Origin of the sequence: Nonomuraea purpurea (assembly GCF_042650645.1) — a bacterium.
Classification (GTDB): Bacteria; Actinomycetota; Actinomycetes; order Streptosporangiales; family Streptosporangiaceae; genus Nonomuraea; species Nonomuraea purpurea.
Map to the genome: position 1 here is coordinate 218642 of NZ_JBHSBI010000002.1, position 25433 is coordinate 244074.

The 25433-nt window shown below is 71.2% G+C and carries 17 protein-coding genes; 7 read left to right on the forward strand and 10 right to left on the reverse strand.

The window, feature by feature from the left end; genetic code table 11:
- Positions 1-106 precede the first annotated feature (106 nt).
- The 3 genes from ACFOY2_RS04580 to ACFOY2_RS04590 form a co-directional block, all read right to left on the reverse strand.
- Positions 107-931 carry an SAM-dependent methyltransferase gene (locus ACFOY2_RS04580; RefSeq protein WP_379526634.1) on the reverse strand — a complete coding sequence of 275 codons (825 nt, stop codon included), beginning with the start codon at positions 929-931 and terminating at the stop codon, positions 107-109.
- Between the two features lie 44 nt (positions 932-975).
- The gene (locus ACFOY2_RS04585) at positions 976-1503 is read right to left on the reverse strand and encodes an ABC transporter permease subunit (protein WP_379526997.1); all 528 of its coding nucleotides are present in this window, start codon (positions 1501-1503) and stop codon (positions 976-978) included.
- A 109-nt stretch (positions 1504-1612) separates the two neighbouring features.
- Positions 1613-2176: a thioredoxin family protein gene (locus ACFOY2_RS04590; RefSeq protein ID WP_379526635.1), complete on the reverse strand. Its 564-nt coding sequence runs from the start codon at positions 2174-2176 to the stop codon at positions 1613-1615.
- Between the two features lie 34 nt (positions 2177-2210).
- Between ACFOY2_RS04590 and ACFOY2_RS54730 the strand changes: the two genes are divergently transcribed.
- Positions 2211-2324 carry a VOC family protein gene (locus ACFOY2_RS54730; protein ID WP_449290125.1) on the forward strand — a complete coding sequence of 38 codons (114 nt, stop codon included), beginning with the start codon at positions 2211-2213 and terminating at the stop codon, positions 2322-2324.
- 8 nt (positions 2325-2332) lie between these two features.
- Here the strand turns inward: ACFOY2_RS54730 and ACFOY2_RS04595 are convergent, their stop codons facing one another.
- Complete coding sequence (locus ACFOY2_RS04595; protein WP_379526636.1) at positions 2333-5386, reverse strand: glycoside hydrolase family 3 N-terminal domain-containing protein; 3054 nt, start codon at positions 5384-5386, stop codon at positions 2333-2335.
- Positions 5387-5516: 130 nt separating this feature from the next.
- Positions 5517-8045 (reverse strand): DNA gyrase/topoisomerase IV subunit A, encoded by a 2529-nt coding sequence (locus ACFOY2_RS04600; protein ID WP_379526637.1) that lies wholly within the window; start codon positions 8043-8045, stop codon positions 5517-5519.
- Positions 8046-8168: 123 nt separating this feature from the next.
- On the opposite strand from ACFOY2_RS04600, the gene ACFOY2_RS04605 reads away from it, so the two are divergent.
- Together ACFOY2_RS04605 and ACFOY2_RS04610 are read left to right on the forward strand one after the other, a co-directional pair.
- Positions 8169-8990, forward strand: a complete 822-nt coding sequence (locus ACFOY2_RS04605; RefSeq protein ID WP_379526638.1) for a TauD/TfdA dioxygenase family protein — start codon at positions 8169-8171, stop codon at positions 8988-8990.
- A 92-nt stretch (positions 8991-9082) separates the two neighbouring features.
- On the forward strand, positions 9083-11194 hold the full coding sequence (locus tag ACFOY2_RS04610) for a RecQ family ATP-dependent DNA helicase (protein ID WP_379526639.1): 2112 nt from the start codon (positions 9083-9085) through the stop codon (positions 11192-11194).
- Here the strand turns inward: ACFOY2_RS04610 and ACFOY2_RS04615 are convergent.
- Both ACFOY2_RS04615 and ACFOY2_RS04620 read right to left on the reverse strand, forming a co-directional pair.
- Entirely contained in the window at positions 11187-14102 is a 2916-nt protein-coding gene (locus tag ACFOY2_RS04615) for an ABC transporter substrate-binding protein (protein WP_379526640.1), read from the reverse strand. The genes ACFOY2_RS04610 and ACFOY2_RS04615 overlap by 8 nt on opposite strands.
- Before the next feature lie 57 nt (positions 14103-14159).
- Positions 14160-15053 (reverse strand): carbohydrate kinase family protein, encoded by an 894-nt coding sequence (locus ACFOY2_RS04620; RefSeq protein WP_379526641.1) that lies wholly within the window; start codon positions 15051-15053, stop codon positions 14160-14162.
- A 140-nt stretch (positions 15054-15193) separates the two neighbouring features.
- Here ACFOY2_RS04620 and ACFOY2_RS04625 point away from each other — a divergent pair, with 140 nt between their 5' ends.
- The 4 genes from ACFOY2_RS04625 to ACFOY2_RS04640 all read left to right on the forward strand — a co-directional run bounded on the left by ACFOY2_RS04625 (position 15194) and on the right by ACFOY2_RS04640 (position 21665).
- The gene (locus ACFOY2_RS04625) at positions 15194-18223 is read left to right on the forward strand and encodes a bifunctional acetate--CoA ligase family protein/GNAT family N-acetyltransferase (RefSeq protein ID WP_379526642.1); all 3030 of its coding nucleotides are present in this window, start codon (positions 15194-15196) and stop codon (positions 18221-18223) included.
- Between the two features lie 301 nt (positions 18224-18524).
- On the forward strand, positions 18525-19115 hold the full coding sequence (locus ACFOY2_RS04630) for a DUF5998 family protein (protein WP_357803895.1): 591 nt from the start codon (positions 18525-18527) through the stop codon (positions 19113-19115).
- A 649-nt stretch (positions 19116-19764) separates the two neighbouring features.
- Entirely contained in the window at positions 19765-20823 is a 1059-nt protein-coding gene (locus ACFOY2_RS04635) for an alkaline phosphatase family protein (protein ID WP_379526643.1), read from the forward strand.
- Between the two features lie 29 nt (positions 20824-20852).
- Positions 20853-21665, forward strand: a complete 813-nt coding sequence (locus tag ACFOY2_RS04640) for a sulfurtransferase (protein ID WP_379526644.1) — start codon at positions 20853-20855, stop codon at positions 21663-21665.
- 265 nt (positions 21666-21930) lie between these two features.
- Here the strand turns inward: ACFOY2_RS04640 and ACFOY2_RS04645 are convergent, their stop codons facing one another.
- From ACFOY2_RS04645 to ACFOY2_RS04655, 3 genes are read right to left on the reverse strand one after another with little or no spacing between them, the layout of a single operon-like run.
- Positions 21931-24441 carry a CHAT domain-containing protein gene (locus tag ACFOY2_RS04645; protein ID WP_379526645.1) on the reverse strand — a complete coding sequence of 837 codons (2511 nt, stop codon included), beginning with the start codon at positions 24439-24441 and terminating at the stop codon, positions 21931-21933.
- A gap of 7 nt (positions 24442-24448) precedes the next feature.
- On the reverse strand, positions 24449-24895 hold the full coding sequence (locus ACFOY2_RS04650; RefSeq protein WP_357803906.1) for a hypothetical protein: 447 nt from the start codon (positions 24893-24895) through the stop codon (positions 24449-24451).
- A complete protein-coding gene (locus ACFOY2_RS04655; RefSeq protein WP_379526646.1) occupies positions 24892-25428 on the reverse strand; it encodes an RNA polymerase sigma factor in 537 nt (178 codons plus the stop codon). Before ACFOY2_RS04655 ends, ACFOY2_RS04650 begins: the two co-directional genes overlap by 4 nt.
- Between the last annotated feature and the right edge of the window lie 5 nt (positions 25429-25433).

Sequence of the window (25433 nt, forward strand, 5' to 3'; positions counted from 1 at the left end):
AGGCGCCGGGACCGCAGGGGTGGAAGGCCGAGGGGCCCGGGGTGAGGGCCCGAAAGTGCGAAGGGTTTGGGTGGAGCCCAGGAGGTCGAGGGGGTGGGATACGCGGTCAGGGCTTGTGGCCTACGCCCACGTACCACCATTCGCTGCCCGCCAGCTCCTTCTCCCAGGCCTCGTCGGGCCGCCACTCCGCCACATGCGCCACCCCGGGTTCGAGCACCCGGAACCCGTCGAACATCCGGGACACCTGGTCGTGGCTGCGGTGTACCAGGGGTGCGTCCGCCTCGTCGTACACCTCCCTGGCCGCCACCCCGACCTCCGGGTGCGCGTCGTCGGTGAGGTGGGAGACGATCAGGCCGCTGCCGGGCGCCATGCGTTCGCGGAAGGCGGCCACCACGCTCCAGGGGTCGTCGGCGTCGGTGAGGTAGTGCAGGACGCCCAGGAACACCACCCCGACGGGCTCGCGGAAGTCGATCAGCCGCGTGGTCTCGGGGGAGTCGAGGATTGTAGCGGGTTCGCGCACGTCGGCGTGGACGATGGTGATGTTGTTGTCGGTTCCGGCCAGCAGGGCGCGGGCGTGGACGATCACCACGGGGTCGTAGTCGACGTAGACGACGCGGGCGTCGGGGTGGACCGTGCGGGCGACCTCGTGGACGTTGTTCTGGTTCGGCAGGCCGGTGCCGAGGTCGATGAACTGCTTTATGCCTTCATGGGCGATATGTCGTATGGCTCTGCCGAGGAAACGCCGGTTGGCCAGGCAGATCTCCCTGCTCGGGCCCAGCGCCATGATCTTCTCGGCGGCCTCCCGATCGGCCGCGAAGTTGTCCTTACCACCGAGGTAGTAGTCGTACATGCGCGCCGCGTTGGGGACGTTGGGATTGATCCCCGTTGGGACGCGCGAGGGGTTGGTCATCGCGGCCTTTCGGATAAGCACCGTGAAATATCTCAAAGCAGATCGTAACGTGTTCGTGACGCAGTTTACGATCTTTCCAGTTCATCCCGGCGATGCCTGAGCGCGTGATCAACACTCACAGCGGTCAGGATGAGCAGCCCCTCGACGATCGGCCGGTACGTCGAGTTCCAGCCGAGCAGGTTGAAGCCGTTCCCGATGAGCGTCAGGATCAGCACGCCCACCATGCCGCGCCAGACGGCCCCCTGGCCGCCGAGGATGCTCGTGCCGCCGATCACGGCCGCGGCGATCGCGGTCAGCTCCAGCAGGGTGCCCATGTCGGCCTGGGCCGAGCCGCCCCGGGCGGCCAGCACGAGCCCGGCCAGCGCCGCGCAGACACCGCTGATCGCGAACACGCCCACGCGGACCGGACGCACGCCGATCCCCGACAACCAGGCGGCCGGGGTGAAGTGCACGACGACGGAGATCCCGGCCTGTACGGCGGAGCGGACGGCCGGCACCACCGCCGCGCCGTCGTTGGCCTGCACCACGAACACGTCGAACCGCTGGGCCGTCACCGCGTCCTGGAGCTGCCGCACCTGGGCCTGGGCGTCGATCGTGCGACCATGAGCGGGCTCCTTCGCATCAGCGGCGACTCTCGGTCAAAGGTGCGTAAGTGCCTGTGATCATAGAGAAAACGGCCGATGCGAAGGAGACCCCCGGACGTCAGGCGGGGGCGTTGCCGGGCTTCCACTTGATGCCGCACCCCAGGGAAGGGTTCTGCTCCCCGGGGACGTCGTCGCCCTCCATCACGGCGTCGATGGCCGCACGCAGGGACGCGCCGGTCACGGGCACCTTGTTGCCGGGCCTGGAGCCGTCGAACTCGCCACGGTAGACAAGCTGGAACTGCGCGTCGAACAGGAAGAAATCGGGCGTGCACGCCGCCCGGTACGCCTTGGCGACCTCCTGGGTGTCGTCGAGCAGATAAGGGAAGGCGAAATGCGCCCGCGCGACCTGCTCCGCCAGGTGCGTGGGATCATCATCGGGGTAATTGACGCTGTCGTTGCTGCAGATGGCCACGACCGACAACCGCGCGCCGTAGTCGGCGGCGAGCCGGCTGAGGCCGTCTTCGATGTGCCGCACGTACGGGCAGTGGTTGGACAGGAAAGCCACGAGGGTGGCGGGTGAGCCCTTGAGATCGGCGAGCGCGACGCTGCCGCCGCTGATGGCGGTCAGGTCGAAGGCGGGCGCGGGAGTGCCGAGCGGGACCATGAACGAGTTGGCAGCCATGACAACCATTGTCGTCGAGTCGGAGAGGTGAGTGATGAAGGGCATCGAGATCGGGGCGATCAAGCACGAGCACCAGCCGAGCGAGGACGGCAGCTTCCGTGTCTTCCTCGGCCCGGCCGGGCACCCGTTCTGCCTCTGCGTGGGCTGAGCCCCCGGTCAGCGGGCCGCCTGCGCCAGGAGGTCCACCGCCTTCCTGAGGTTGCCCGCCGCCAGCTCGTGGTCGGCCGTCGCCTGCAGGTCGGGCCGTTTGCCCGCGCTCTGCGCGACGTCCCTGGCCACCGACACCACGGCGTCGTCCAGGGTGAAGGAGTCGCTGTCCGACCGTTCGAGCAGCGACGCCGCCGCGCCCAGCGCGCCCAGGACGGCCCTGGTGTCGCGGACGGAGCCGTCGGCGTTCCAGTTGCGGCCCGCCAGAGCCGGTGTCAGTGTCGCGGCCGCCGCCCTCGACGGGCCGTCGCCGCCGGACAGCTTGTCGCGGGCCGCCTTGAGCCGGTCGCGGCCCCGGTCGGTCCGCAGGCCCCACCCGTACGGGAACAGCGGATCGTAGGCGGCGTCACCCACGTTGATCGGCACCTGCGCCGCCGAGCGGAACCACGTGTACGGCAGCCGCCCCGTGTAGGGCACCGCGCCGAACAGCGGATCCGCCACACCGTCGCCCTCGGTGCCCGGCAGCCACGCGGCCACCACGGCCTCGACGCCCGACAGGTCGCCGAGCTCCATCGGACGTCCGGAGACGACCAGGACGACGCACTTCATCGCCCCGCACACCCTCTCGACGGCGGCCCGGTCGGCGGCCGACAGGCTCAGCGTGCGGCCCGCGCGGCCCACGTCGCCCTGCCCTTCCGCGTACGGCGTCTCACCCACGACCACCACGCCCACGTCGTGCCCGGCCGGCGCGGCCGAGGCGTCGCGCGAATAGGTCACGGACGCCGCCCGCGAACGGATGGCCGCCAGGATCGTGGTTCCCGGCGTGATCGGCCCCGACGACCCCTGCCAACTGATCGTCCAGCCGCCCGTCTGGTTGCCGATGTCGTCGGCGTTGGAGCCGGCCACGTACACCTTGGCGTCGCGGCGCAGGGGCAGCAGCCCTCCGGCGTTCTTCAGCAGCACCTGAGATTTGGCCGCCGCGGTGCGGGCGACCGTGCGATGCGCCGCCGAGCCCACGTCGCCGATGCGGGAGCGGTCGGCGTACGGCCGCTCGAACAGCCCCAGCCGGAACTTCTGCGTCAGGATCCTGGCCACCGCGTCGTCCATCCGGCTGACGGGCACCCGCCCGGCCTCGACCTCGGCCTTGAGCGCGTCGGTGAACGCCGGATACGCGTACGGGACCATGATCATGTCGAGTCCGGCGTTGATCGACGTGCGCACGTCGCTCGGGTAGTCGCCGGGGATCTGGTCGATCGCCTGCCAGTCGCTGATCACGAAGCCCTTGAAGCCGAGCCGGCCCTTGAGCACGTCCGTGATCAGCTCCTTGTGCGTGTGCATCTTGAGCGGGCCGTCGCCGAAGTCGACGCTGGAGAAGGACGGCATGACGCTGCCGACGCCGCGCCTGACCGCCTCCCTGAACGGCGCCAGGTGGACCGCCTCCAACTCCTTGCGGCCGACCTTGGTGACGCCCTGGTCGATCGTGTAGTCGCCGGTCGTCGAGGAGCCGTACGCGGTGCCGCCGTCGCCGGCGTAGTGCTTGGCGGTGGCCAGCACGCCGTTGTCCTGCAGCCCGTCCACGATCGTGGCCATCCGCGTCACCAGCGCGGGGTCCTCTCCGAACGACTCGTAGGCCCGCCCCCACCGGTCGTCGCGCGAGACGCACAGGCACGGCGCGAAGTCCCACGGGACGCCGGTGGCCCTGACCTCCCTGGCCGTGATCTTGCCCGTCTGCTCGACCAGGGCCGGGTCACGGGTGGCGCCGAGGCCGACGTTGTGCGGGAAGATCGTCGCGCCGGCCACGTTGTTGTGGCCGTGGACCGCGTCCACGCCGTAGATCAGCGGCACCTGCAAACGGGTCCGCTGGGCCTGGAGCTGGAAGGCGTCGATCATGTCGGCCCACCCCCGAGGGGTGTTCTGCGCGGGCGACGAGCCGCCGCCGGACAGCAGCGAGCCCAGCAGGTACGTGGCGATGTCGCTCTGCTTGGCCAGCGCCCCGCGTTCGGCCTGCGTCATCTGGCCGACCTTCTCCTCCAGGGTCATCCTGGACAGCAGGTCGGCGACGCGCTCCTTGATCGGTTCGGCGGCGTTCAGGTAGGGCAGGCCATGGGCGTTGATCACGACGATCGGCGCTTCGGCCGGAGGCCGGGTGCCCGTGCCGGACAACTCGATCGGGATGGTCTCGGCGACCTCGTTCACGCCGTCCTGCCGCGCCCTGACCGTGAACGTCCTGGTCGAGCCGGACGCCGTGCCCGCAGGGAAGGTCAGGGTGCCTTCGACCGGGGTGTAGTCGGCGCCGGCGGTCGCGGTGCCCGTACCGGTCCTGTAGGCCACGGCCAGGTCGGAGGCCAGGGGCGTGCCCGTGGCGGTGGTGACCGTGACGGCGACCTTCGCCTCGCCCTTCTCGTTCACCGGATAGACCGGCCTGTCGGTGCTCAGCCGCACCGGGCGCGGGGGAGCGGTGCCGTACAGCTCGACCTGGTCCCACAGCAGCGTGCCGCTCGCGGTGGGCAGGCGCATCGAATAGCCCCACATGGCGACCAGGTCCAGCTCGCCGTCGGTCGGCGCGCCGCCCGGCTGGTAGTCGGCGCGGCGGGTGAAGCTCGAGAACGGCACCCTGACCTGCCGCCAGCCCGCCGTGTCGTCGGTGAACGAGGACTCGAACAGCTCCGCCGCGCCCGCTCCGCCCCCGCCGTCCTTGATCTCGAAGAAGATCTTCTGTCCTGATCCGGCGCCGTCGACCCAGAAGGAGAAGCCCTCGTACGGGGACCAGTCCTGGGTGGCGGCCAGGTCATGGGACCAGCCGCCCCATTGGCTGATGGCGTAGACGCTCCTGAGCACCCGGTTCGTCGCCGTCGCCCCCGGCCTGTCGGGGCCCTGCTCGACGGTGAGCGCCGGGGTCGAGGGCGCGTCGTTGCCCCAGGCGTACACGCCCGCGGGGACGCCGTCGGACTCGAAGTCGGTGATCGTGAGCGGGTCGGCGGCCGCCTGCGCCGGCGGCACCGCGATGAGCGGGGCGATCAGGGCCAGGGCCGCCGCCCATAACGAGGGTCTGGATCGGAACACGGTACCTCCCGGTTGGAGAGAGCGCTCTCTCCGATGAGATCGGTGCCGGTCCGCGATTCATAACATCGGCAGGACGACAAAAGTTACCCCCGCCCCACGGCGTGCTCGGCCGCCTGGGGCGGGGGCCCGGTCACTCGTCCCCGGCGTCCTCCGTGTCATCGGCCGGGAGTTGCCTGGCACCGCCCCCAGGCGCGGGTTCGGGGCCGGAGGCCAGGGCGCCGCCGATGGCGCCGATGGTGTGGGTGAGGCGGACGCCTGACCCGTCCCGGCGCCCGACCTCGTCCGGCAGCGGCACCGGCTTGCCCACCGACGAGACCGCCTTGGCGGGCGCGGGCCCGGCCCAGGCCAGCAGCAGTTCGTCCTCGCCCTTCAGGAAGCGTTGCGCCCGCACCCCGCCGGTGGCCCGGCCCTTGGCGGGGAAGTCGGCGTAGTCGGAGAGCTTGCCGCCCCCGACCTGCGTGCCCGGCAGGGCCGTGGACGACCCGGCGATCGTGATCACCTGTGCGGGACGTTCTGGATCGACGACGCCGAACCAGATCGCTCGCGCCGCGTCGTCCAGCTTGATCCCCGCCATGCCGCCAGCGGGACGGCCCTGCGGGCGCACCAGTGAGGCCTGGAAGCGCAGAAGCTGGGCGTCGGAGGAGATGAAGACCAGGTCGTGCTCCTCCGACACCAGCTCCACCGCCCCGATCACGGTGTCGCCGTCCTTCAGGGTGATCACCTCGAAGTCGTCGCGGTTGGCCGGATAGTCGGGCACCACGCGTTTGACCACGCCCTTCGCCGTGCCCAGGGCCAGGCCGGGGCCGTCGGGATCGAGCGACCCGAGCCCGACGACCTTCTCGTCGGGCTCGAGCGAGACGTACTCGGAGACGGGATGGCCGCCCGACAGCGACGGCGGGTTGGCCGAAGGAGGCAGCGTCGGCAGGTCCACGACCTGGACGCGGATCAGCCGGCCTTGGGACGTCACCACGCCGACCTCACCGCGTACGGAGGTGCGCACGGCGGAGACGAGCACGTCGTGCGCGGAGCGCTCGCCCTCGCCCGGCAGCGGCGAGGCGTCGGCGGTGCGGGCCAGCAGGCCGGTCGAGGAGAGCATGGCCAGGCACGGGTCGTCGGCCACCTGCAGGTCGACCACGGCGGTGCGGGCGGCGCCGGACGACTCCAGCAGGACCGTGCGCCGCGGCGTGGCGTACTTCTTGGCCACGTCGGCCAGCTCGGCGGAGACGACCTGGCGGAGCTTGGCCTCGGAGGAGAGGATCTCGGTGAGCTTGGCGATCTCCTCGCTCAGCGTCTCCTTCTCGCGGTCGAGTTCCAGCTTGTCGAAGCGGGTCAGGCGGCGCAGCGGCGTGTCGAGGATGTAGGCGGCCTGGATCTCGGTCAGGTCGAAGACCTCCATCAGACGCGCCCGCGCCTGTGCGGAGTCGTCGGAGGCGCGGATGACCTGGATGACCTCGTCGATGTTGAGCAGCGCGATGATGAGGCCGTCGACCAGGTGGAGGCGTTCTTCGCGCTTGCGGCGGCGGAACTCCGACCTGCGGCGCACGACCTCGATCCGGTGGTCGACGTAGACCTGCAGCATCTCGCGCAGCCCCAGCGTGCGGGGCTGGCCGTCGACGAGGGCGACGTTGTTGATGCCGAACGTCTCCTCCATCGGCGTGAGCCGGTAGAGCTCCTCGAGGACGGCCTCGGGGATGAAGCCGTTCTTGATCTCGATGACCAGCCGCAGGCCCTTGTGCCGGTCGGTGAGGTCTTTCAGGTCGGCGATGCCCTGGAGCTTCTTGCTGGTCACCAGCTCCTTCATCTTGGTGACCACACGCTCGGGGCCGACGTTGTAGGGCAGTTCGGTGACGATGATGCCCTTGCGGCGCGGCGTGATCTGCTCGACCGTGCACTTGGCCCGCATGCGGAACGTGCCACGCCCGCTCTCGTAGGCGTCGCGCACCCCCTGCAGGCCGATGATCGTGCCACCGGTCGGCAGGTCGGGGCCCGGCACGTACTTCATCAGGTCGTCGAGCGTCGCGTCGGGCTTCTTGATCAGGTGGCGGGCGGCGGCCACGACCTCGGCGAGGTTGTGCGGCGCCATGTTGGTGGCCATGCCGACCGCGATGCCGCTGGTGCCGTTGACCAGCAGGTTGGGGAAGGCCGACGGCATGACGACCGGCTCGGTCTCCTGCCCGTCGTAGTTGGGCTTGAAGTCGACGGTGTCCTCGTCGAGCGACTCGACCATGAGCATCGCCGCCGGGGCCAGCCTGGCCTCGGTGTAACGCATGGCGGCGGGAAGGTCGTCGGGGGAGCCGAAGTTGCCGTGGCCGTCGACCAGCGGCAGGCGCATGGAGAACGGCTGCGCCAGGCGGACGAGCGCGTCGTAGATGGCGGTGTCGCCGTGGGGGTGGAGCTTGCCCATGACGTCGCCGACGACGCGCGAGGACTTGACGTGGCCGCGGTCGGGGCGCAGCCCCATCTCGCTCATCGAGTAGAGGATGCGCCGCTGCACGGGCTTGAGACCGTCCCGAGCGTCGGGCAGCGCCCGCTGGTAGATCACCGAGTAGGCGTACTCGAGATAGCTCTTGCGCATCTCCGAGGAGACGTCGATGTCGACGATGCGCTCCTCGAAATCCTCGGGCGGGGGTGCAGTCGTGCGTCGGGCCATGTCGAACATTGTGCCGAAGGTATTCGGGTGCCCGCGACTCCTCCGGTTAAGAGTCCGGTATGTGTAGGCTTGACCAAGCAATTGCTTGGTCGTACGTTCGGGGTGAGGGTTCCCAGTTTCCCCGGAGGGGTCATGATCGAGTTCCATCCCGTGACCAAGCACATCGGCGCCGAGGTCACCGGGGTCGATCTGCGCAAGCCGCTGTCGCCGGAAGAGGTCGCGACCCTGCGTACGGGCTGGCTGGAACACCTCGTGCTCTTCTTCCGCGACCAGCACGTCGACGACGGGCAGCACCTGCAGTTCGCCCTGAACTTCGGCACGCTCAACCACCCCGCCTTCAAGAAGGACGCCGACAGCCCCATCCACGTGCTCGACCAGACCAACCCCAAGGGCGAGGGCGGAGACGAATGGCACAGCGACAACACCTTCGAGCCCACACCCCCGATGGGCTCCCTGCTGCGCTGCGTCCAACTGCCCGGCGTGGGCGGCGACACGTGCTGGGCGAACACGTACCTGGCCTATGAGACGCTCTCGCCGTCGATGCGGCGGCTGTGCGACGAGTTGACGGCCGTGCACGACATCACGATGTCGATGAAGAAGGCGATCGCGAAGGGCTACCCGTTCGACCTGGCCGAGGTCCAGGCGAAGTGGCCGCCGGTGGAACGTCCCGTGGTGCGCGTGCACGCCGAGACCGGACGCAAGGCGCTGTTCGTCAACCGCGCCTCCACGACCCGCCTGGTGGGGCTGAGCGAACGGGAGAACGAGGCGCTGCTGCCGTTCCTCATCGACCACATCCGCTCGGCCGAGTACCAGGTCAGGCTCCGGTGGCGGCCCGGCACGCTGGCATTCTGGGACAACCGCCCGACCCAGCACTACGCCGTGGCCGACTACACGGAACGCCGACGCATGCACCGCGTCACGATCAACGCCTTCCCCGAGCACGCCGACACCTGAGCCGTCCGGCAACCGGTTCCGCCGGATTCTTTATGCCGGTCCGTGCGGCCCGGAGGCGTCCTTTGTCGGGGAAAGCTGGTAACAAGGGGGGCATGATTGACGCCGATGCCGGGATGTTGCGCGAAGAGGCCGAGGAGCGGCTGCGGGCGCTGGCGGGTGAGCACGCCCGCCTGCGCGACGACCAGTGGGCCGCCATAAAGGCGCTCGTCCTCGACCGGCACAGGGTGCTGGTCGTCCAGCGCACCGGCTGGGGAAAGTCGGCCGTCTACTTCGTGGCCACCGCCCTGCTGCGCGAGCTGGGCGAGGGCCCCACGGTCATCGTCTCGCCGCTGCTCGCGCTGATGCGCAACCAGATCGCCGCCGCCGAGCGGGCCGGCATCAAGGCCGTCACGATCAACTCCGCCAACCCCGAGGCGTGGGAGGAGATCTACACCCAGGTCGCCGACGGCATGGTCGACGTGCTGCTGGTCAGCCCCGAACGGCTCAACAACCCCGACTTTCGCGACAACGTGCTGCCCGAGCTGGCCGAGAGCGCCGGGCTCGTCGTGGTCGACGAGGCCCACTGCATCTCCGACTGGGGCCACGACTTCAGGCCCGACTACCGCAGGCTGGCCACGCTGTTCGCGGAGCTGCCGCCGGGCATCCCCGTCCTGGCCACCACCGCCACCGCCAACGCGCGCGTCACCCGCGACGTGGCCGAGCAGCTCCGCCTGCCCCCTGAGCTGCGTTCCGAGGGCGACGACACGCTCGTGCTGCGCGGGCCGCTCGAACGCGAGAGCCTCCACCTCGGCGTCGTCCGCCTGCCGAGCGCCGAGCAGCGCCTGGCCTGGCTGGGCCAGACGCTGCGCGAACTGCCCGGCTCGGGCATCGTCTACACCCTGACCGTCGCCGCCGCCCACGAGATCGCCGGCTACCTGCGCGACCAGGGCCTCGAAGTGGCCGCCTACTCGGGCCAGACCGAGCCGTCCGAGCGGCTGGCGGCCGAAGAGGCGCTGCTCAACAACAAGATCAAGGCGCTGGTCGCCACGAGCGCGCTCGGGATGGGCTTCGACAAGCCCGACCTGGGGTTCGTGGTGCACGTGGGGGCGCCGCAGTCGCCCGTCGCCTACTACCAGCAGGTCGGCAGGGCCGGGCGTGGCGTCGAACGGGCCGAGGTGATCCTGCTGCCCGGCACAGAAGACCGCGACATCTGGGCCTATTTCGCCTCTTTGGCGTTCCCGCCCGAGCCCGTCGTCCGCGCCACGCTCCAGGCGCTCGAAGAGCGCGGCCTCATGTCCACCCAAGCTCTTGAGACCGCCGTCGACCTCAGCCGCGGCCGCCTGGAGATGATGCTCAAGGTCCTCGACGTCGACGGCGCGGTCCGGCGGGTCAAGGGCGGCTGGGAGGCCACCGGCGAGCCGTGGGCGTACGACGCCGAGCGCTACGCCCGCATCGCCGCCGAGCGCAAGGCCGAGCAGGATGCCATGCTCGCCTACCTGACCACGTCCGAGTGCCGCGAGCAGTACCTGCGCAGGCACCTCGACGACGACAGCGCCACGCCGTGCGGCCGTTGCGACAACTGCACCGGCCGGCACCGCTCGCCCGAGATCGGCGCGCAGGCCGTCGAGAGCGCCCGCGAACGGCTGAGCAGGCCCGGCGTCGAGATCGAGGCCCGCAGGCAGTGGCCGACCGGGCTGGCCGACCTGTCCGGGCGGATCAAGCCCGAACTGGGCGCGGAGCCGGGGCGGGCGCTGGGGCGGCTGACCGACATCGGCTGGGGCAACCGGCTGCGCGAGCTGTTCAACGGTGGCGACGGGCCGATGGCCGACGACATGTTCAAGGCAGTAGTGCAGGTGTTGTCGGCGTGGGACTGGACAGAGCGTCCCGTCGCCGTGGTCAGCGTGCCCTCCGCGACGCGGCCCGCGCTGGTGCGGTCGTTCGCCGAACGGCTGGCGCAGATCGGGCGGCTGTCCTACCTGGGGGAGCTCGGCTATCGGGCGGGCTCGCCCGGGCAGCAGTTCAACAGCGCCAAGCGGGTGCAGGCCATCAGGGCCACGCTGGCCATGCCGAAAGAGGTGGCCTCCGCGGTCGCCGAGTGCGGAGGTCCGGTCCTGCTCATCGACGACCGCGTCGACACGGGGTGGACGATGACGCTGGGCGCGGCGCTCATCCGCCACGCGGGCGCCCCCGCCGTGCTGCCCCTGGCCCTGGCGACGGTCAGCTGAGGCCCGTGGTGAGCAGGTCGTAGTTCGCGAACGCCGGGCTGAAGTGCACGTTCGTGACCCGCTGCCCGCGCAGCAGGAGCAAGCTCTGCCACGCCATCGGCACGAGCACGGCCTGCGCGGCCAGGCTCGACTCGACCTGCGACCACAGGCCCGCCCGCTTGCCGGCGTCGATCTCCGCCCTGGCCCGGTCCATGAGCGAGTCGAGCGCCTTGTCGCGGACGCTGACGTTGAACGAGTACTCCTCGGTGATCTGCCGGCTGTCCGCCGACAGCGTCAGGAACGAATCGGGATCGAGCCAGTCCGGCCCCCAGCTCCTGGAGATCAGCCCGATTTTTTGCTTTTTGAGGTAGGCGGGACTGCCGGCAAACGTCTTGTGGAAATCCAGGACGGACGCCCGCTGAAGGGCGACCTTGATGCCGACCCTGGCGAGGGAGGCCTGCACGGTCTGGGCCGCGCGGACCTCGTTGGGCACGTCGCGGTAGATGTATGTGGCGGTGAACCCCGTCGGGTGGCCGCACGCCGCCAGCGACCGCTTGGCCGCTTCAGGAGAGCCGTCCGGGGTGAGGTTCGGGTCGGCGTAGTGGCGGCCGGGGACCGCCGGCGGCAGCAGTGACGTGGGCAGCGGCTTCTGCTCGCTCCCGTAGGCGAGCCGGAGCCGGTTCAGGTCGAGCGCCTGGACGACGGCCCGGCGGCAGTCGACCTTGTCGAACGGCGGCACCTGCGGGTTGATCGCCAGCATCCGGACGGTGCTCGTCACGGGCGCGTCCGCACGCGCCTTGAGCTGGGGGTCGCCGAGCAGTTGTGCCGTGTTCTCGTTCGGGACGACGGGGCCGATGTCGGCGGTGCCGCTCTTGAGCCGCTGATAGGCGTCCTGGGAGGACAGACCGTACTCGATCTCGTACCGGTCGGGCAGCGGCTTGCGGTTGGGGTCGGTGGCGGCGGACCACTGGTCGTTGCGTACAAGGATGACCTTGTTGTCCGTCACGGACTCCATCTTGTACGGGCCGGAGGCGATGACGTTCTTGCCGTACTGCACCTTCGTGTCCTTCGCCGCCGGCACCGGGACGGTGTCCGGGAGCTGCACGACCTGGTCGAACGTCGAATACGGGGCCTTCAGGTGGAAGACGATCGTGCGTTCGTCGGGGGTCTCGACGGCCGCGTCGGTGTTGACGTTCGCGGACCTGTAGCCGCCCTGGTAGCCGGAGGGGAGGTCGAGCATGAGGTCGAAGTACCTGGGCCCGCTGGACAGGTCGGCGTCCATGGCGCGCAGCACCGCGTACTTGACGTCCTTGGCCGTGATCGGCGTCCCGTCCTGATATTTCAGGCCCTGTCGGAGTTTGTAGGTCCAGGTCTTGGCGCCGTCGCTCGGCACGCCGAGCGATTCGGCCAGATCCGGTACGACCTGCGTTCCCGCCTGGCCCGGGACCGGCCTGAACATCGTCAGCGAGCGGCCGTAGAGCCTCACCAGGTTGAGGGAGTCCGGCAGGTACATGTTCCCGGGGTCGGTCTCCGGGGTGGACGTCGAGACGACCCGCAGGGTGCCGCCCGTCTTGGCGGACGGCATCGCCACGGCCTCCTCCGCCGCCCCGAACCTCATCTCGGCGACGGGAGACGAGGTGGGACGGGCGACGCCCGGCTGGTTCGCCTGGGACACCAACCACACTGCCGCGCCCACCATGAGCGCGGTGGTCGCGGCGGCGACGGGGATCAGCGTCCTGCGGATCCGCTTGGAGGGGGCGGTGGTGGTGGCCTGGCGGGGCGGCATCCCTTGAGGCGGAACCTGCCAGCCCTGCGGTGGGGTCTGCCGGCCGTACGGTGGGTCGCCCACCGGGTATGGCATCCCACCGGAGGGGCCCGTGCCGGGGCCTGCGCCCCCGTTGGGCGATGATCCGAGCGCGCCGCCCATGGGTCCTGCGCCAGGCGGTCCGGCTGCGCCGCCCGAGAAGCCCGCGCCGGCCAGGGGCGGCGGGCCTCCCGAAGAGGCCGGGGCGGAGTCCGCCGGCAGGGGATGGGCCGAGCCGGGAGGCGGCCCGGAGGCGCCTTCCATCGGGACGGAATCTGCGGGCAGGGGGCGGGTCGAGCCGGGAGGCGGCGGCGGGGCGGTGCCGGCGCGGATGAGGTCGCGGATGAGTTGTTCGGCGGTGGGACGGTATCGGGCGTCCTTGGCCAGGGACGCCCACAGCAGCGGCGCCAGCTCACCCGGCACCCCGGTCAGGTCGGGATCGGCGTTGAGGATCCGGTGCATCACCACGGGCAGCGGCCCGAACCCGAACGCGCCCCGCCCCGTCGCCGCGAACACCATCGTCCCCGCCCAGGCGAACACGTCGGCCGCCGGCGAGGCTTCTCCCAAGAACTGTTCTGGCGCCATGAACGCGGGCGTCCCCACGATCCCGGTCGTCAGGCTCTGGCTGACGTCGAGCGCCCGCGCGATCCCGAAGTCGATCACCCGGGGCCCGTCAGGGCCTAACAGCACGTTGTTCGGTTTGAAGTCGCGATGCACCACCCCGGCTCCGTGGATGGCGACCAGCGCCGTGGCCGTGGTGATCGCCAGCCGCATCAGGCCGGGCCCGCGGATCGGCCCTTCCTGGGTGACGTGCTGCTGCAACGAGGGCCCGTCGACGTACTCGCCCACGATGTAGGGCTGGTTCTCGACGGTCCCGACTTCGAGCACCCGGGCGGTGCAGAACTCGGCGACCCGCCGGGCCGACTCGGCCTCGCGGCGGAAGCGGCGCACGGCCTGCTCGTCCTCGGCGAACCGGGCGTGCAGCAGCTTGATCGCGACCTGTTCGCCGGAGGGGGAGAGCCCCAGGTAGACGCTGCCCTGGCCGCCCTCCCCGAGAAAGCCGGTGAGCGCATAGGGGCCGACCGACGAGGGGTCGCTCGACCTCAGCGGGCGCACGCCCTGCATCCGGCTCCCTATGTCGCGCTATTTCAGGCTTTGACCACCATAGCGCCCCACATTCCCCTAGAACGGGGGCCGTGCGCCCAAGTGCATGATCGCCTTGGCCGCCAACCGGCAGCCGGAGGCCAGCGCCTCGGCCGGGGGCTTGCCCGCCAGCCACGACGGCAGGAACCCGGCGCTGAAGGCGTCGCCCGCGCCCGTACCGTCAACGATCTTGTCGACCGGCTCGGCGGGAACGCGCACCGGATCGGGGCGGCCGTTGCTGTACCACAGCGCGCCCTCGGCGCTCATCTTGATCACGACCTGCGGGAACCACGCGGTCAGCACCTTGGCGGCGGCCTCGGCGTCGTCGCGGCCCGTCAGCACCTTGGCCTGGTCGATGTTGGCGAACAGCAGCTTGACCCCGTTGGTCCACTCCAGGAACGGCTCGGCGCCCGTGCGCTCCAGCGGCGCCGACGAGGCGCAGTCGATGGAGATCGTCATCCCGCCGCGCCTGGCCATGTCGAGCGCCGCGAGACCGGCGTCGCGCGAGCCCTCGTTGATCAGCGTGTAGCCCGACACATGAAGGTGCGTGCCCTGCGTGAACAGGTCGCGCGGCAGGTCTTCCGGAGACAGCGCGGCGTTGGCGCCCGGGTCGGAGAGCATCGTGCGCTCGCCCTTGTGCGTGACGAGCACCACGCACGTGCCGGTGGGCCGCTCCGGGTCCATGACGAGCCGGGCGTCCACGCCATAGCCCATCAGCTCCATGTCGCGGTTTCTGCCCGTGATGTCGGCGCCTCTGCGGCCGATGTAGGCCACCTCGGCACCCTCGACGGCCAGCCAGGAGGCGATGTTCGCTCCTGATCCGCCGCCGTGCATGGTCACGATCGCCGGCGTGTCACTCGCCCTGGCGAGCGCATATTGGGCGCGCGCGACCGCGTCGGTCATGAGATCGCCCACCACGACGACCCGCGTCATGATGTCACCACCTTGCTGCCTTCAGAACGAGCCGGCCACGGCAAAACTAACAGCTTCCAGGCGGTCGGTGGGGCGGACCCAGGACACCAGACGACCTTCGATGCACAAGCGTTGCCCAACTGGGCCTCCGGTCTTGGCATATGGGATGCGGGTTTACTCTCGAGACTGTGGAGGCACCCTATCCGGCCCATTGGGAGGCCGACGTCGTTCTCGCCGACGGCGGAACCGCGCACGTTCGCCCGATCAAGCCCGCCGACGCCGACCGCCTCCGCTCCTTCTACTCGCGGCTGTCCGACGAGTCGATCTATTTCCGGTTCTTCGGGCCCAGGCCCCGGCTGTCCGACAGGGAAGTCGAACGGTTCACCAACGTCGACTACGTCAACCGCGTCGCGCTGATCGCCACCATCGGCGCCGAGATGGTGGCCGTGATCCGCTACGACCGCACAGGGCCGGGCGAGGCCGAGGTGGCCTTCCTCGTCGAGGACGCACACCAGGGCAGGGGAGTGGCCTCCGTCCTGCTGGAACACCTGGCGGCCACGGCCCGCGAACGCGGCATCGAACATTTCATCGCCGACGTGCTGCCCGCCAACATGCGCATGACGGGCCTGCTGCGCCAGGCCGGTTACACGGCGCAGAGCCAGTTCGAGGACGGCGTCGTCCGCATGACGCTCGACCTCACCCCCACCGACACCTCGGCCGAGGTCACGGCCGCCCGCGAGCACCGGGCCGAGTCCAGGTCCATCGCCAGGCTCCTCACGCCGCGCTCGGTCGCCGTCATCGGCGCCTCCCGCGAGCCGGGCGGAGTCGGCCAGACCGTCCTGCGCAACCTGCTGGCCGCCGACTTCACCGGCCCCGTCTACCCCGTGCACCGGGAGGTGCGGGCGGTGGCGGGCGTGCGGGCCCACCCGAGCGTGACGGCGATCGACGGCGACGTCGACCTGGCCGTGGTGGCCGTCCCCGCCTCGGGCGTGATCGACGTGGTCGAGGAGTGCGCGCGCAAGGGCGTGCACGGGCTGGTCGTGGTCTCATCGGGGTTCGGTGAGACGGGCGCGCAGGGGCGGGCAAGACAGGACGAACTCGCGCGCATCGCCCGCTCCTACGGCCTGCGCGTCGTCGGCCCCAACTGCCTCGGCATCGCCAACACCGACCCCGCCGTCAAGCTGAACGCCACCCTCGCCGACACCGTGCCCGGCAGGGGCAAGGTCGGCTTCTTCAGCCAGTCGGGCGCGCTCGGCACCGCCCTGCTCCAGCGGGTGGCGCAGCGCGGCATGGGCATCTCGTCGTTCGTCTCGGCCGGCAACAGGGCCGACGTGTCGGGCAACGACCTGCTGCAGTACTGGGAGGAAGACGACGCGACCGAGGTGATCCTGCTCTACCTGGAGTCCCTGGGCAATCCACGCAAGTTCACCCGGCTGGCCAGGCGCATCGCCCGCAACAAGCCGATCGTGGTGGTCAAGAGCGGCGGCACCCCCTCGGGGCACTCAGCTGAGGAGCTGGGGCTGCCCGACTCCGCGATCAGCTCGTTGTTCGCGCAGGCGGGGCTGATCAGGGTGGACGACCTCATCCAGCTCTTCGACGTGGGCCAGCTCCTGGCCTACCAGCCGTTGCCCGCCGGTCCCAGGGTCGCGCTCGTGACCAACTCCGACGCGCTCGGCCTCCTCGCCGCCGACGCCTGCCTGGCCGCGGGGCTCGAACCCCGCCCCCCGGTCAACCTGGGGCCCGCCGCGGGGGCGTCGGAGTTCGGCACGGCGCTGGCCGGCGAACTGGCCTCCTCCGACGTGGACGCCGCCGTCGTGATCTACATGCCGCCCATTCCCGGCAAGTCGGATGAGGTGGCGGCCGAGCTGCTGCGGGTCTCCAAAGACGTCAGCAAGCCGGTCCTGGCCACGTTCAGGGGACATCTGGGCATGCACCCTGCGCTGCGCGTGGAGACGCCGTGCGGGTCGGGCACGACGCCCTCGCGCGGCTCCATCCCCTCATACGCGGCGCCGGAGGAGGCGGTACGCGCGCTGGCCCAGGTGGTGCGGTACGCGACCTGGCGCGCCCACCCCGCGGTGCCGCCGCCCGAACTGGACGGCATCGACACCGCCCGCGCCCGAACCCTGGTCCACACCGCACTCCCCACCGCGACGGGAACACCCCCGCAAACCCAGTCGGGACCGAGCACGAACCACGCAACTCCCTCCAAGACCGGGCCGAACGCCGAACCCAGCGAGCCAGGCCCCGAAGAGACACCAGGGCAGCGAGGTCCAGGGAAAACAGCCGTGCAGCCGGAACCAGGAGACGCGGCCGAACAGCCAGGCCCGGAGGCGGCGGCCGAATCGAGACCGGAGACGGCGGGCCAACCGGGGTCGGAGGCAGCCGGGCAGCCGGGTCCCAGCGGGGTGGCCGGGCGGCCTGTGTCCGGTGGGGTGGCTGGGCGATCGGCGCTCAGTGCGGTGGCCGGGCAGCCGGGGGCGGAGGCGGGGGTCGGGCCCTCTGGGGTGTTCGCGGAGCCTGGGCCTCCGGTCGAGATCGATGCCGCCGAGCTCCTGTCCTGCTACGGCCTCACCGTCTGGCCCGCCGAGATCGTCCGTTCCCCCGACGAAGCCGTGGCCGCCGCGGAGCGCCTGGGCTGGCCCGTGGTGGTCAAGGTGGCAGACCCTGGCGCCTCGCGCCGCGCCGGCACCGTGCGCCTGGGACTGACGGGCCCCGAGATGGTCCGCCACGCTTACACCGAGTTCGCCGACCACCCAGGACAGAGGGTGGAGCTGGCGGTCCAGCGCATGGCGCCCCAGCCCGCCGTCCCCACGGTCATCGGCGTCATCGAGGATCCGGCGTTCGGCCCCGTCGTCTCCTTCGGGCTCGGCGAGGTGACCGCGCGCCTCCTGCTCGACCAGGGCTTCCGCCTGGCCCCGCTCACCCGTGAGGACGCCGTCGCCCTCGTCCGTTCGGTACGCGCGGCGCCGCTGCTCTTCGGCGAGTACGGCTACCCGCCCGTGGCCGTGGACGCCCTGGAGGACCTGCTCGTACGCGTCGGCCGCCTGGCCAACGACCTGCCGGAGGTCGCCCGCCTGGACCTGGACCAGGTGCTCGTGGGCGAATCGGACGTAATGATCCTCGGCGCCCGCGCCACCCTGCGCACCCCGGCAGGCCCACGCCTGGACGGAGGCCCCCGCAGGCTGGGCTGACCCACCCGGCGCAGGTTGGGCTGATCGGCCCCGCAGGCTGGGGAAGGTGGTCCGCCCGGCAGGTCAGGCTGATTCGGTCTGCGGGCTGGGGAGGTGATCCGCCCGGCAGGTCGGGCTGACCCGCTCCCGGAGGCTTGGGCTGACCCGCCCCGGCAGGTCGGGCTGATTTGCCCCGCAGGCTGGGCTGATCCGCTCTCAGCGAAGCCAGTGGCCGAAGTGGCGATCGATACCTGGATAAAGACGTTATAGAGCGTTATATCCGGCGGGTGAGTGCACTGCCCGGTCCTGGCAGGATGGAGCCATGAGGGAAACCCGAGTCTCAGCCGCGGGCCTGCGTGAAGCGATAGAGCGCAGCGGCTACTATCCCGACCTCGTCACCGATGCGGTCGAATCCGCGCTGGGCAAGGAGGCCGTGACCGCGTTCGTGGTCCATCACGAGGCCACATTCGATCCCGCGATGGAGGTCCGCAGGCACGTCACCGTCCTGGTGCTGTCGGCCACGCGACTCCTGGTCTGCCACACCGACGAGCATCCCGCGGTGGAGGGCGTCTCGACCTCCCACGCCTCCACCACCACCGAGGCCGTACGCCTGAGCCGCGTCCAGTCGGTCGCCGTCACGCGGGTGGTGCCCGATCCCGCCTCCTACGTCCCAGGCGTCCCGCCCACCGAGGTGACGCTGACGATCGGCTGGGGCGCCATCTCCCACGTCGACCTGGAGCCGGCCACCTGCGGCGACGAAAACTGCGAGGCCGACCACGGCTACACGGGCGCGATCACCGCCGACGACCTGTCACTGCGGGTCAGCGAGGCCGCCGACGGCCCCGAGGCGGTCACCCACGTCCTCTCCTTCGCCAAGGCCCTCTCAGAAGCCACAGCCCGCGCCTCCTCCTAACCCCCCCCAAGAAACTCCAGACATCCCGACTGTCTCGAGCACCCCACCCTCACGAAACACCACCCCAACACCTCCCGCCACCAGACGCAGCCACCCCACAAACACCCCCTGCCTCGAACACCCCACCGCCTTGACACCTCATGCTTCCCGGATACCTCATGCTTTCCGGACACCCCTCGGCGAACGGCAAACCCCTGGCGAAGACAGCCGTTCAACTCGTGCGAGCCCGCCAGCCAACACCTCAGCGAAGAAGCCGGCCCACTATGCGCTCGTAACGGCGCGCACCCCGTGAGCCTTCACGACCGGCCATGACGGCCGGAAAGCGATGTCGGCGCGTGCGGGTGACCCTGGGCGACCGTAAGGAACGAAACCGCACGCGCGACGCCCGCAGTCGAGATCCCACGCGCGGCACCTACGGCGACGGTCGGAAAGCGATGTCGGCGCGTGCGGGTGACCCTGGGCGGCCGTAAAGAAACGAAACCCCATGCGCGCCCGGGGAAGATGAAAGATGCGCGGGGAAAATGAAAGACGCCTGGGCGACCGTAAGAACGAAAACTCCACGCGGGGGAGAATGGAAAATCCACGGAAAGTCCAGACGCACCAGAAAGCGGGTAGGGACATGGCCGGGTTGGACGGGTTGGGGCGGTCTGTGCTGGCTGCGTTGGGGCTGGGGGAGGCCAATGAGCTCGCCCTTCCTCCCGCGGACCGGATCTGCGTGTTCCTGGTGGACGGCCTCGGCGCCGAACTCCTGCGCGCCCACCCGGAGACCGCCCCCTTCCTGTCGAGTCTGCCCGGCAGAACGCTCACCGCCGGCTTCCCCGCCACCACCGTCACGAGCCTGTGCTCCCTGGGCACCGGCCTGCAGCCGGGCGAGCACGGCATGGTCGGCCTGATGCTGGCCGTGCCCGGCACGGGACACCTGTTCAACTGCCTGCGCTGGACGCTCCCCGACGGCCTGATCATGGACCCGGAGGAGTGGCAGCCGGCCACGACGGTCTACCAGCGCGCCGCCAAGGCCGGGATCGAGCCCGTGTACGTCGCCCCGGGCGAGTTCGAGGGCACCGGGCTGACCAGGGCCGTCTACCGGGGCGTGCGCTACGCGCCCGCCGAAACCGTCGACGACCGCGTGGCCCGCGTCCACGAGGCGATGCGCGCCCGCCCCGCGCACGTCACCGTCTACTACGGCGACCTCGACGCCGCCGGGCACATGAAGGGGTGGGGCGGCGAGGAGTGGCTACGGCAGCTCGCCATCGTCGACGACATGGCCCGGCGGCTCGCCGAAGGGCTGCCTCCCGGTTCCGCCTTGTACGTCACCGCCGACCACGGCATGGTCAACGCCACCGAGAAGATCAACGCCGAGGGCGTGCCCGCGCTGACGGAAGGGGTCGCGCTGCTCGGCGGTGAGGCCCGCGCCAGACACGTCTACGTCCGGCCGGGGGCGGGGAAACAGGTGCTTGAGGCGTGGCGGGAGACCTTCCGCGACAAAGCGTGGGTAGTGTCCAGGGAGGAGGCGGTCGAGTCCGGCTGGTTCGGCCCGAGGGTGCTCGACGAGTGGCTGGGACGCATCGGCGACGTCGTGGCGGTTCCCTACACCGACCTGGCCATCACCGCTCCGACGACACACCGGATCGAGGCGCTCTTCACCGGCTACCACGGTTCGATGACGACGGCCGAGCAGCACGTTCCGCTCCTGGAAGTGCGGACGTGAAGAGACTCGAAGATCATGGAGGAAGGCACTTGACGAGCCCGCTGATCACCCCTGCCGAACTCGCCGCGCTGGACGAGGTGACGGTGCTCGACGTGCGCTGGCGGCTCGGCGGCCCGCCTGGCGAGGGCCTCTACCGCGAAGGCCACATTCCGGGCGCCGTCTTCTGCGACCTCGACGCCGACCTCGCGGCCCCTCCCGGCGCGGGCGGACGCCATCCGCTGCCGGAGGCGGGGGCGTTCCAGGCGGCGATGCGGCGGCTGGGCGTGACGGACGCTCCCGTGGTCGTCTACGACGACGCCGGATCCACGACGGCCGCCAGAGCCTGGTGGGCGCTGCGGTACTTCGGGCATCGCAACGTCCGCGTGCTCGACGGCGGGCTGCAGGCGTGGACGGCAGCGAACCTGCCGATCACCAAGGACGTCCCCGACTCCGCTGTGGGCGGCTTCACTGCGCGTCCGGGCGGGATGCCGGTGCTGACGGCCGACGAGGCCGCCGAACTGGCGACCAGGGGCGTGCTGCTCGACGCCAGGGCCGCCGAACGCTACCGGGGCGAGGTGGAGCCCGTCGATCCGGTGGCCGGGCACGTTCCGGGGGCGGTCAACGCGCCCACCACGGAGAACGTCGGCCCCGACGGCAGGTTCCTCGACCCGGCCGCACTCAGGGCCCGCTTCACTGCGCTCGGGGTCGGCGAGGGGGTCGAGGTCGGCGCGTACTGCGGCTCCGGCGTGACGGCCGCCCATGAGGTGCTGGCGCTGGAGGTGGCGGGCCTGCCAGGAGCGCTGTATGTCGGCTCATGGTCCAACTGGGTCGCCGACCCCACCCGCCCCGTCGCCACCGGCTGACCAGGGACCGCACCCGCCCCACGAAAAGACGCCTCGGACGCCCGCACAGCGCCCGATCTCCGTCAAGCGAAGCACCGGCTCGCACCACGCACGCCATCATCTACGGTGCCGGACCGCGCCAAGAATGGTGCCGGATCGCATCGAGTGCGGTGGTCAGTATGGTGTCGGAGCGCGCCGAGCGCGCCCGTCAGTGCGGTGCCGGATCGCACTAAGCACGCTGGTCAGTAACGGGGCTGGGCCGAATACTGGGCATCAGTGGGGCGGGTCAGTAGAGTGGCCGGTCGCCGGCGCCGAAGCAGGCGAAGCCCACCTCGCCCGTCTTGGCCGCGGCGGCGGCCAGGGCGGCGTCCGGTGGTTGCCCCTGCGCCAGCAGTTCGTGGAACAGGCTCATCACCGCCCGAGCCGACTCGTCGTCCACCCGCACCAGCCCCGCCACCACGCAGGCGGCCCCTTTGGCGAGGAACGTCCCTGGCAGCCCCAGGGGCGCCCCCTCCACGGGCGTCCGCGACATCCCCGAGTTGCACGCGGACAGCACCACCAGCCCCGCCGACCGTGACACGTCCAGCAGGTCGTAGGCCATCAACGACCCGTCTTCCAGCAGGATCCCCGACACCAGCGGGCTGCGCGCGTGGAACATCCCGTGCGCCGCCAGGTGCAGCACGTCGGCCGTCGCCAGGGCGTCCAGCACGGCCTGCCTGCGTCCGGCCACCTCCCGCCCGGCGGGATGGCAGTCCAGCACCTGGGCGACTTCGGCCCGCGCGTGGGCCAGCCCGGGCCCGGCCGCGGCCGCGACCACCGGCGCGAGGCCCGTTTGAGCGCGGCAGAGCGCCCGCGCCCGCATCCAGGCGCCCGCGCCGGCCGTCACGCTCACCGGCCGCCCGCGCAGGCACGGCAGCGCCCCCCACGGCAACGTGTGCAGCGCCCCGACGGGCACCACCACCAGCGGCCGATCGCCCAGATCGCCCATCAGCGGCCGGAGCAGCAGCCCTTCGAGATCCGCGCCCGCCGCCTCGACGTCGCTGCGCCGCCGCAGCGCGTATCTGAGCCGGACGATCGCCTCCTTGACCTGCCGCACCTCGCCGAGCCGCCGCAGCAGCACCCGCTGCTCGGTGATCAGCACGGCCAGCAGCGACTCTTCTTCGGCCACGAACTCGACCAGCGCCCCATGCCCCAGCTCGGCCCGCACCTCCTCGGGGGAGACCGGCGAGGAGGCGTGCGCGGGCGCGGCGACGGCCCGCCAGCGTTCCGCCCACTCGAACACCTCCTCGGCGAACCCGTCGCGCACCGCCAGCTTCAGCCCGAACGCCGCCAGTCGCTCGCCCGCCCTGGCCGCGTGGGCGCGCAGCGACGGGTCGTCGAACGTCTCCACCTGCTCGCTCACCTCCGCCAGCCCTTCGTGAACCGCGCGGAAGGCCGCCGTGACGTCCTCCTGCAGCGCCGCCTCCAGCGCGAGCGCGTGCTGACGCACCGGTGCCGGGATCTGCGACGCCTGCGCGAGCTGCCTGGCCTGCCCTTCCGAGGCCAGCGAGGTCAGGCGGGTGCCGGCCGGCACCCGCCGGGTGCTCCGCTCGGCGTGTCTGGTCAGGCGGGCGAGCTGCGTGGAGGCCGTCGGGCGGTCGTCCACGGCGAGCGCTGCCTCGGCCGCCACGAGCCGCATCGCCGCCGCCCCCGCCTGGTGGCCGAAGCCGTCCTCCAGTTCGTCCGCGCACGCGATCATCTCGCGGACGAGACTGGGCGTGACGGGCTCGAGCGCCAGGCGGGAACGCAGGACGACCTCTTTGGCCAGCGGCAGCCATGACGCGCGCTCCTGCGCCGCCAGCTCGCTGGCTGCCTGCTCGGCCACCTCCCGCGCCCGGTGCGGGTCGCCGGTGAGCAGTTCGACCTGGGCCAGCTTCAGGCGCGACTCGGCAAGCGCCACGTGCGCGCCCGACGCCTCGAGGTCGGGCACGGCCAGCGAGAGCATGGCCCTGGCCTCGCCGGGCAGGTGGGCGGCCAGCAGCGCGCCCGCGAAGTCGGCCCGCATCGTGGCCAGCCGCTCGGGGAAGCCGAACAGGGTGTCCTCGGCCTCGCGGTAGTGCTGGAACGCCCCCGCGATGTCGCCACGCCGGACCGCGAGGAAGGGCAGGTTCGCGGCCGAGAGCCGGGCCAGGTGCCGCAGGCCGGCGTGCTGGGAGATCTGCAGGCAGGCGGTGAGGTCGTGCATGGCGGCGTCCCAGTCGCCGCGGAGGGTGTGGATGAGGCCGCGGTTGAGCAGCCCGCCCGCCAGGAAACGCCGGTCGTCGATGGTGCCGGGGGCGTGTACGAGCGCGCGCAGCGCCCGGTCGCACGAGGCGATGGCCTCCTGGTGGCGGCCCAGGTGGGCCAGGGCGACCGCGCGCTGGGTGTCGAGCTTGGCGCGGTCGAGCGGCGACAGGTGGGCCCACGCCAGGGCGGCCACGCGCAGGGCCTGCAGCGGGTGGCCGCGTTCCGTGCGCACGGTCACCAGCGACAGCCGCGCCTGGGCGAGCCGTTCGGCGGGGGCGCGTTCGACGGCGATGGCCTCGCGCAGGCGCAGCTCGGCCGTTTCGAGGTCGCCCAGCTCGCGGGCGGCCAGCGCCATGGCCCGCAGCGCCATGACCTCGCCCTCGGGTGAGCCGGCGCGGCGGGCCGCGGCGAGCAGGGTGCGTCCGGCGCGCATGGCGTGGTCGGGGTCGACCAGAGAACGCATCATGGCGGCCTCGGCCGCCGCGATGAGCGGGTCGAGGCCGCCGGGTGAGTCCTGTTCATCCGTTCTCATCAGGGGATCAAGGTCGGATGCGCACCCACCTGGTTTGCACGGGTGCGTGGCCGGGCCGGTGGCACACCACGCTGAGCCAGCCTGGCGCCAGGCCCGATGCGGCGAAGTAGCCGGTGCGGGCGATACGTCTCGTGAGCGTCAAATGGGGGGTTTTTACATCGACGAGTGCGCCCTCTCCTGGGTGGGGGGAAATGTGGCCGGCGACGTCGATCAGCCCGTCGCCCATGGTCACCTCCAGCTCGAAGGTGAGCCCGGCCGCGGTGAAACGCACCAGGTGCGAATCATCGTCGGCCCGTGCGCTGCGCATCGCCCGGCAGGGCGCGGGGGAGGCGGTCGCCGCCTTCGGCACCCGAAGTTTGAAGGCGTTGCGTGCGGCGGCGGACACGTGACCCGGAATCGGGTCGTTCCCGGCGGCCAGCCGGAGCGCCGCCAGGAGGTAATCATCGTTGATCATTGCGCTGTCTCCTGTAGTGAGAGCAGAGTGCGCAGTTTCTCCAGGCAGCGGGCCTTGGCTGGGCCGACGCTGCCCGCTGGCATCCCGAGCCGCGACGCCACCTGCTGGTTGCCGAGGTCGATCGCGACCAGCCGGAGCAGCGTGCGGCAGGGTTCGTGCAGGTCGGAGACCATGCGCCAGAGCAGGCGCCGATCGTCGGTCTCCAGGATGGTCGATGCCGGATCAGGGTTCTCGACGACCTCGGAGGAGGAGACGCGCGGGGTCTGCTTCCGAAGTAAGAGCAGGGCTTCGCGGCGCACGGTCGTCGTGAGCCAGCTCCCCACCCTCGCCGGGTCCCTGATGCTCTCAAGGTGCTGCAGCAGCCGCAGCCAGGCTCCCTGGACCGCGTCCGCCGCCTCGGTGCGGCTCAGGCCGCACGCGCGGGCCACGGCCCACATGCGCGGCCCGAACCGGAACTCGAGCTCGTCCCACGCCGCCTGATCGCCGTCGGCCGCCGCCACGAGCAGCTCCGCTGGATCGCGTGGATCGCGCATGCGGC

What these genes read in the sequence shown, in the direction of transcription:
- ACFOY2_RS04650 (WP_357803906.1), bottom strand. Translation starts at nt 24,895, where the DNA reads ATGATCAACGATGATTACCTCCTGGCGGCGCTCCGGCTGGCCGCCGGG.
- ACFOY2_RS04600 (WP_379526637.1), bottom strand. Translation starts at nt 8,045, where the DNA reads ATGTTCGACATGGCCCGACGCACGACTGCACCCCCGCCCGAGGATTTC.
- ACFOY2_RS04625 (WP_379526642.1), top strand. Translation starts at nt 15,194, where the DNA reads ATGGGATGCGGGTTTACTCTCGAGACTGTGGAGGCACCCTATCCGGCC.
- ACFOY2_RS04655 (WP_379526646.1), bottom strand. Translation starts at nt 25,428, where the DNA reads ATGCGCGATCCACGCGATCCAGCGGAGCTGCTCGTGGCGGCGGCCGAC.
- ACFOY2_RS04630 (WP_357803895.1), top strand. Translation starts at nt 18,525, where the DNA reads ATGAGGGAAACCCGAGTCTCAGCCGCGGGCCTGCGTGAAGCGATAGAG.
- ACFOY2_RS04615 (WP_379526640.1), bottom strand. Translation starts at nt 14,102, where the DNA reads ATGCAGGGCGTGCGCCCGCTGAGGTCGAGCGACCCCTCGTCGGTCGGC.
- ACFOY2_RS04590 (WP_379526635.1), bottom strand. Translation starts at nt 2,176, where the DNA reads ATGGCTGCCAACTCGTTCATGGTCCCGCTCGGCACTCCCGCGCCCGCC.
- ACFOY2_RS04605 (WP_379526638.1), top strand. Translation starts at nt 8,169, where the DNA reads ATGATCGAGTTCCATCCCGTGACCAAGCACATCGGCGCCGAGGTCACC.
- ACFOY2_RS04645 (WP_379526645.1), bottom strand. Translation starts at nt 24,441, where the DNA reads ATGAGAACGGATGAACAGGACTCACCCGGCGGCCTCGACCCGCTCATC.
- ACFOY2_RS54730 (WP_449290125.1), top strand. Translation starts at nt 2,211, where the DNA reads ATGAAGGGCATCGAGATCGGGGCGATCAAGCACGAGCACCAGCCGAGC.
- ACFOY2_RS04610 (WP_379526639.1), top strand. Translation starts at nt 9,083, where the DNA reads ATGATTGACGCCGATGCCGGGATGTTGCGCGAAGAGGCCGAGGAGCGG.
- ACFOY2_RS04620 (WP_379526641.1), bottom strand. Translation starts at nt 15,053, where the DNA reads ATGACGCGGGTCGTCGTGGTGGGCGATCTCATGACCGACGCGGTCGCG.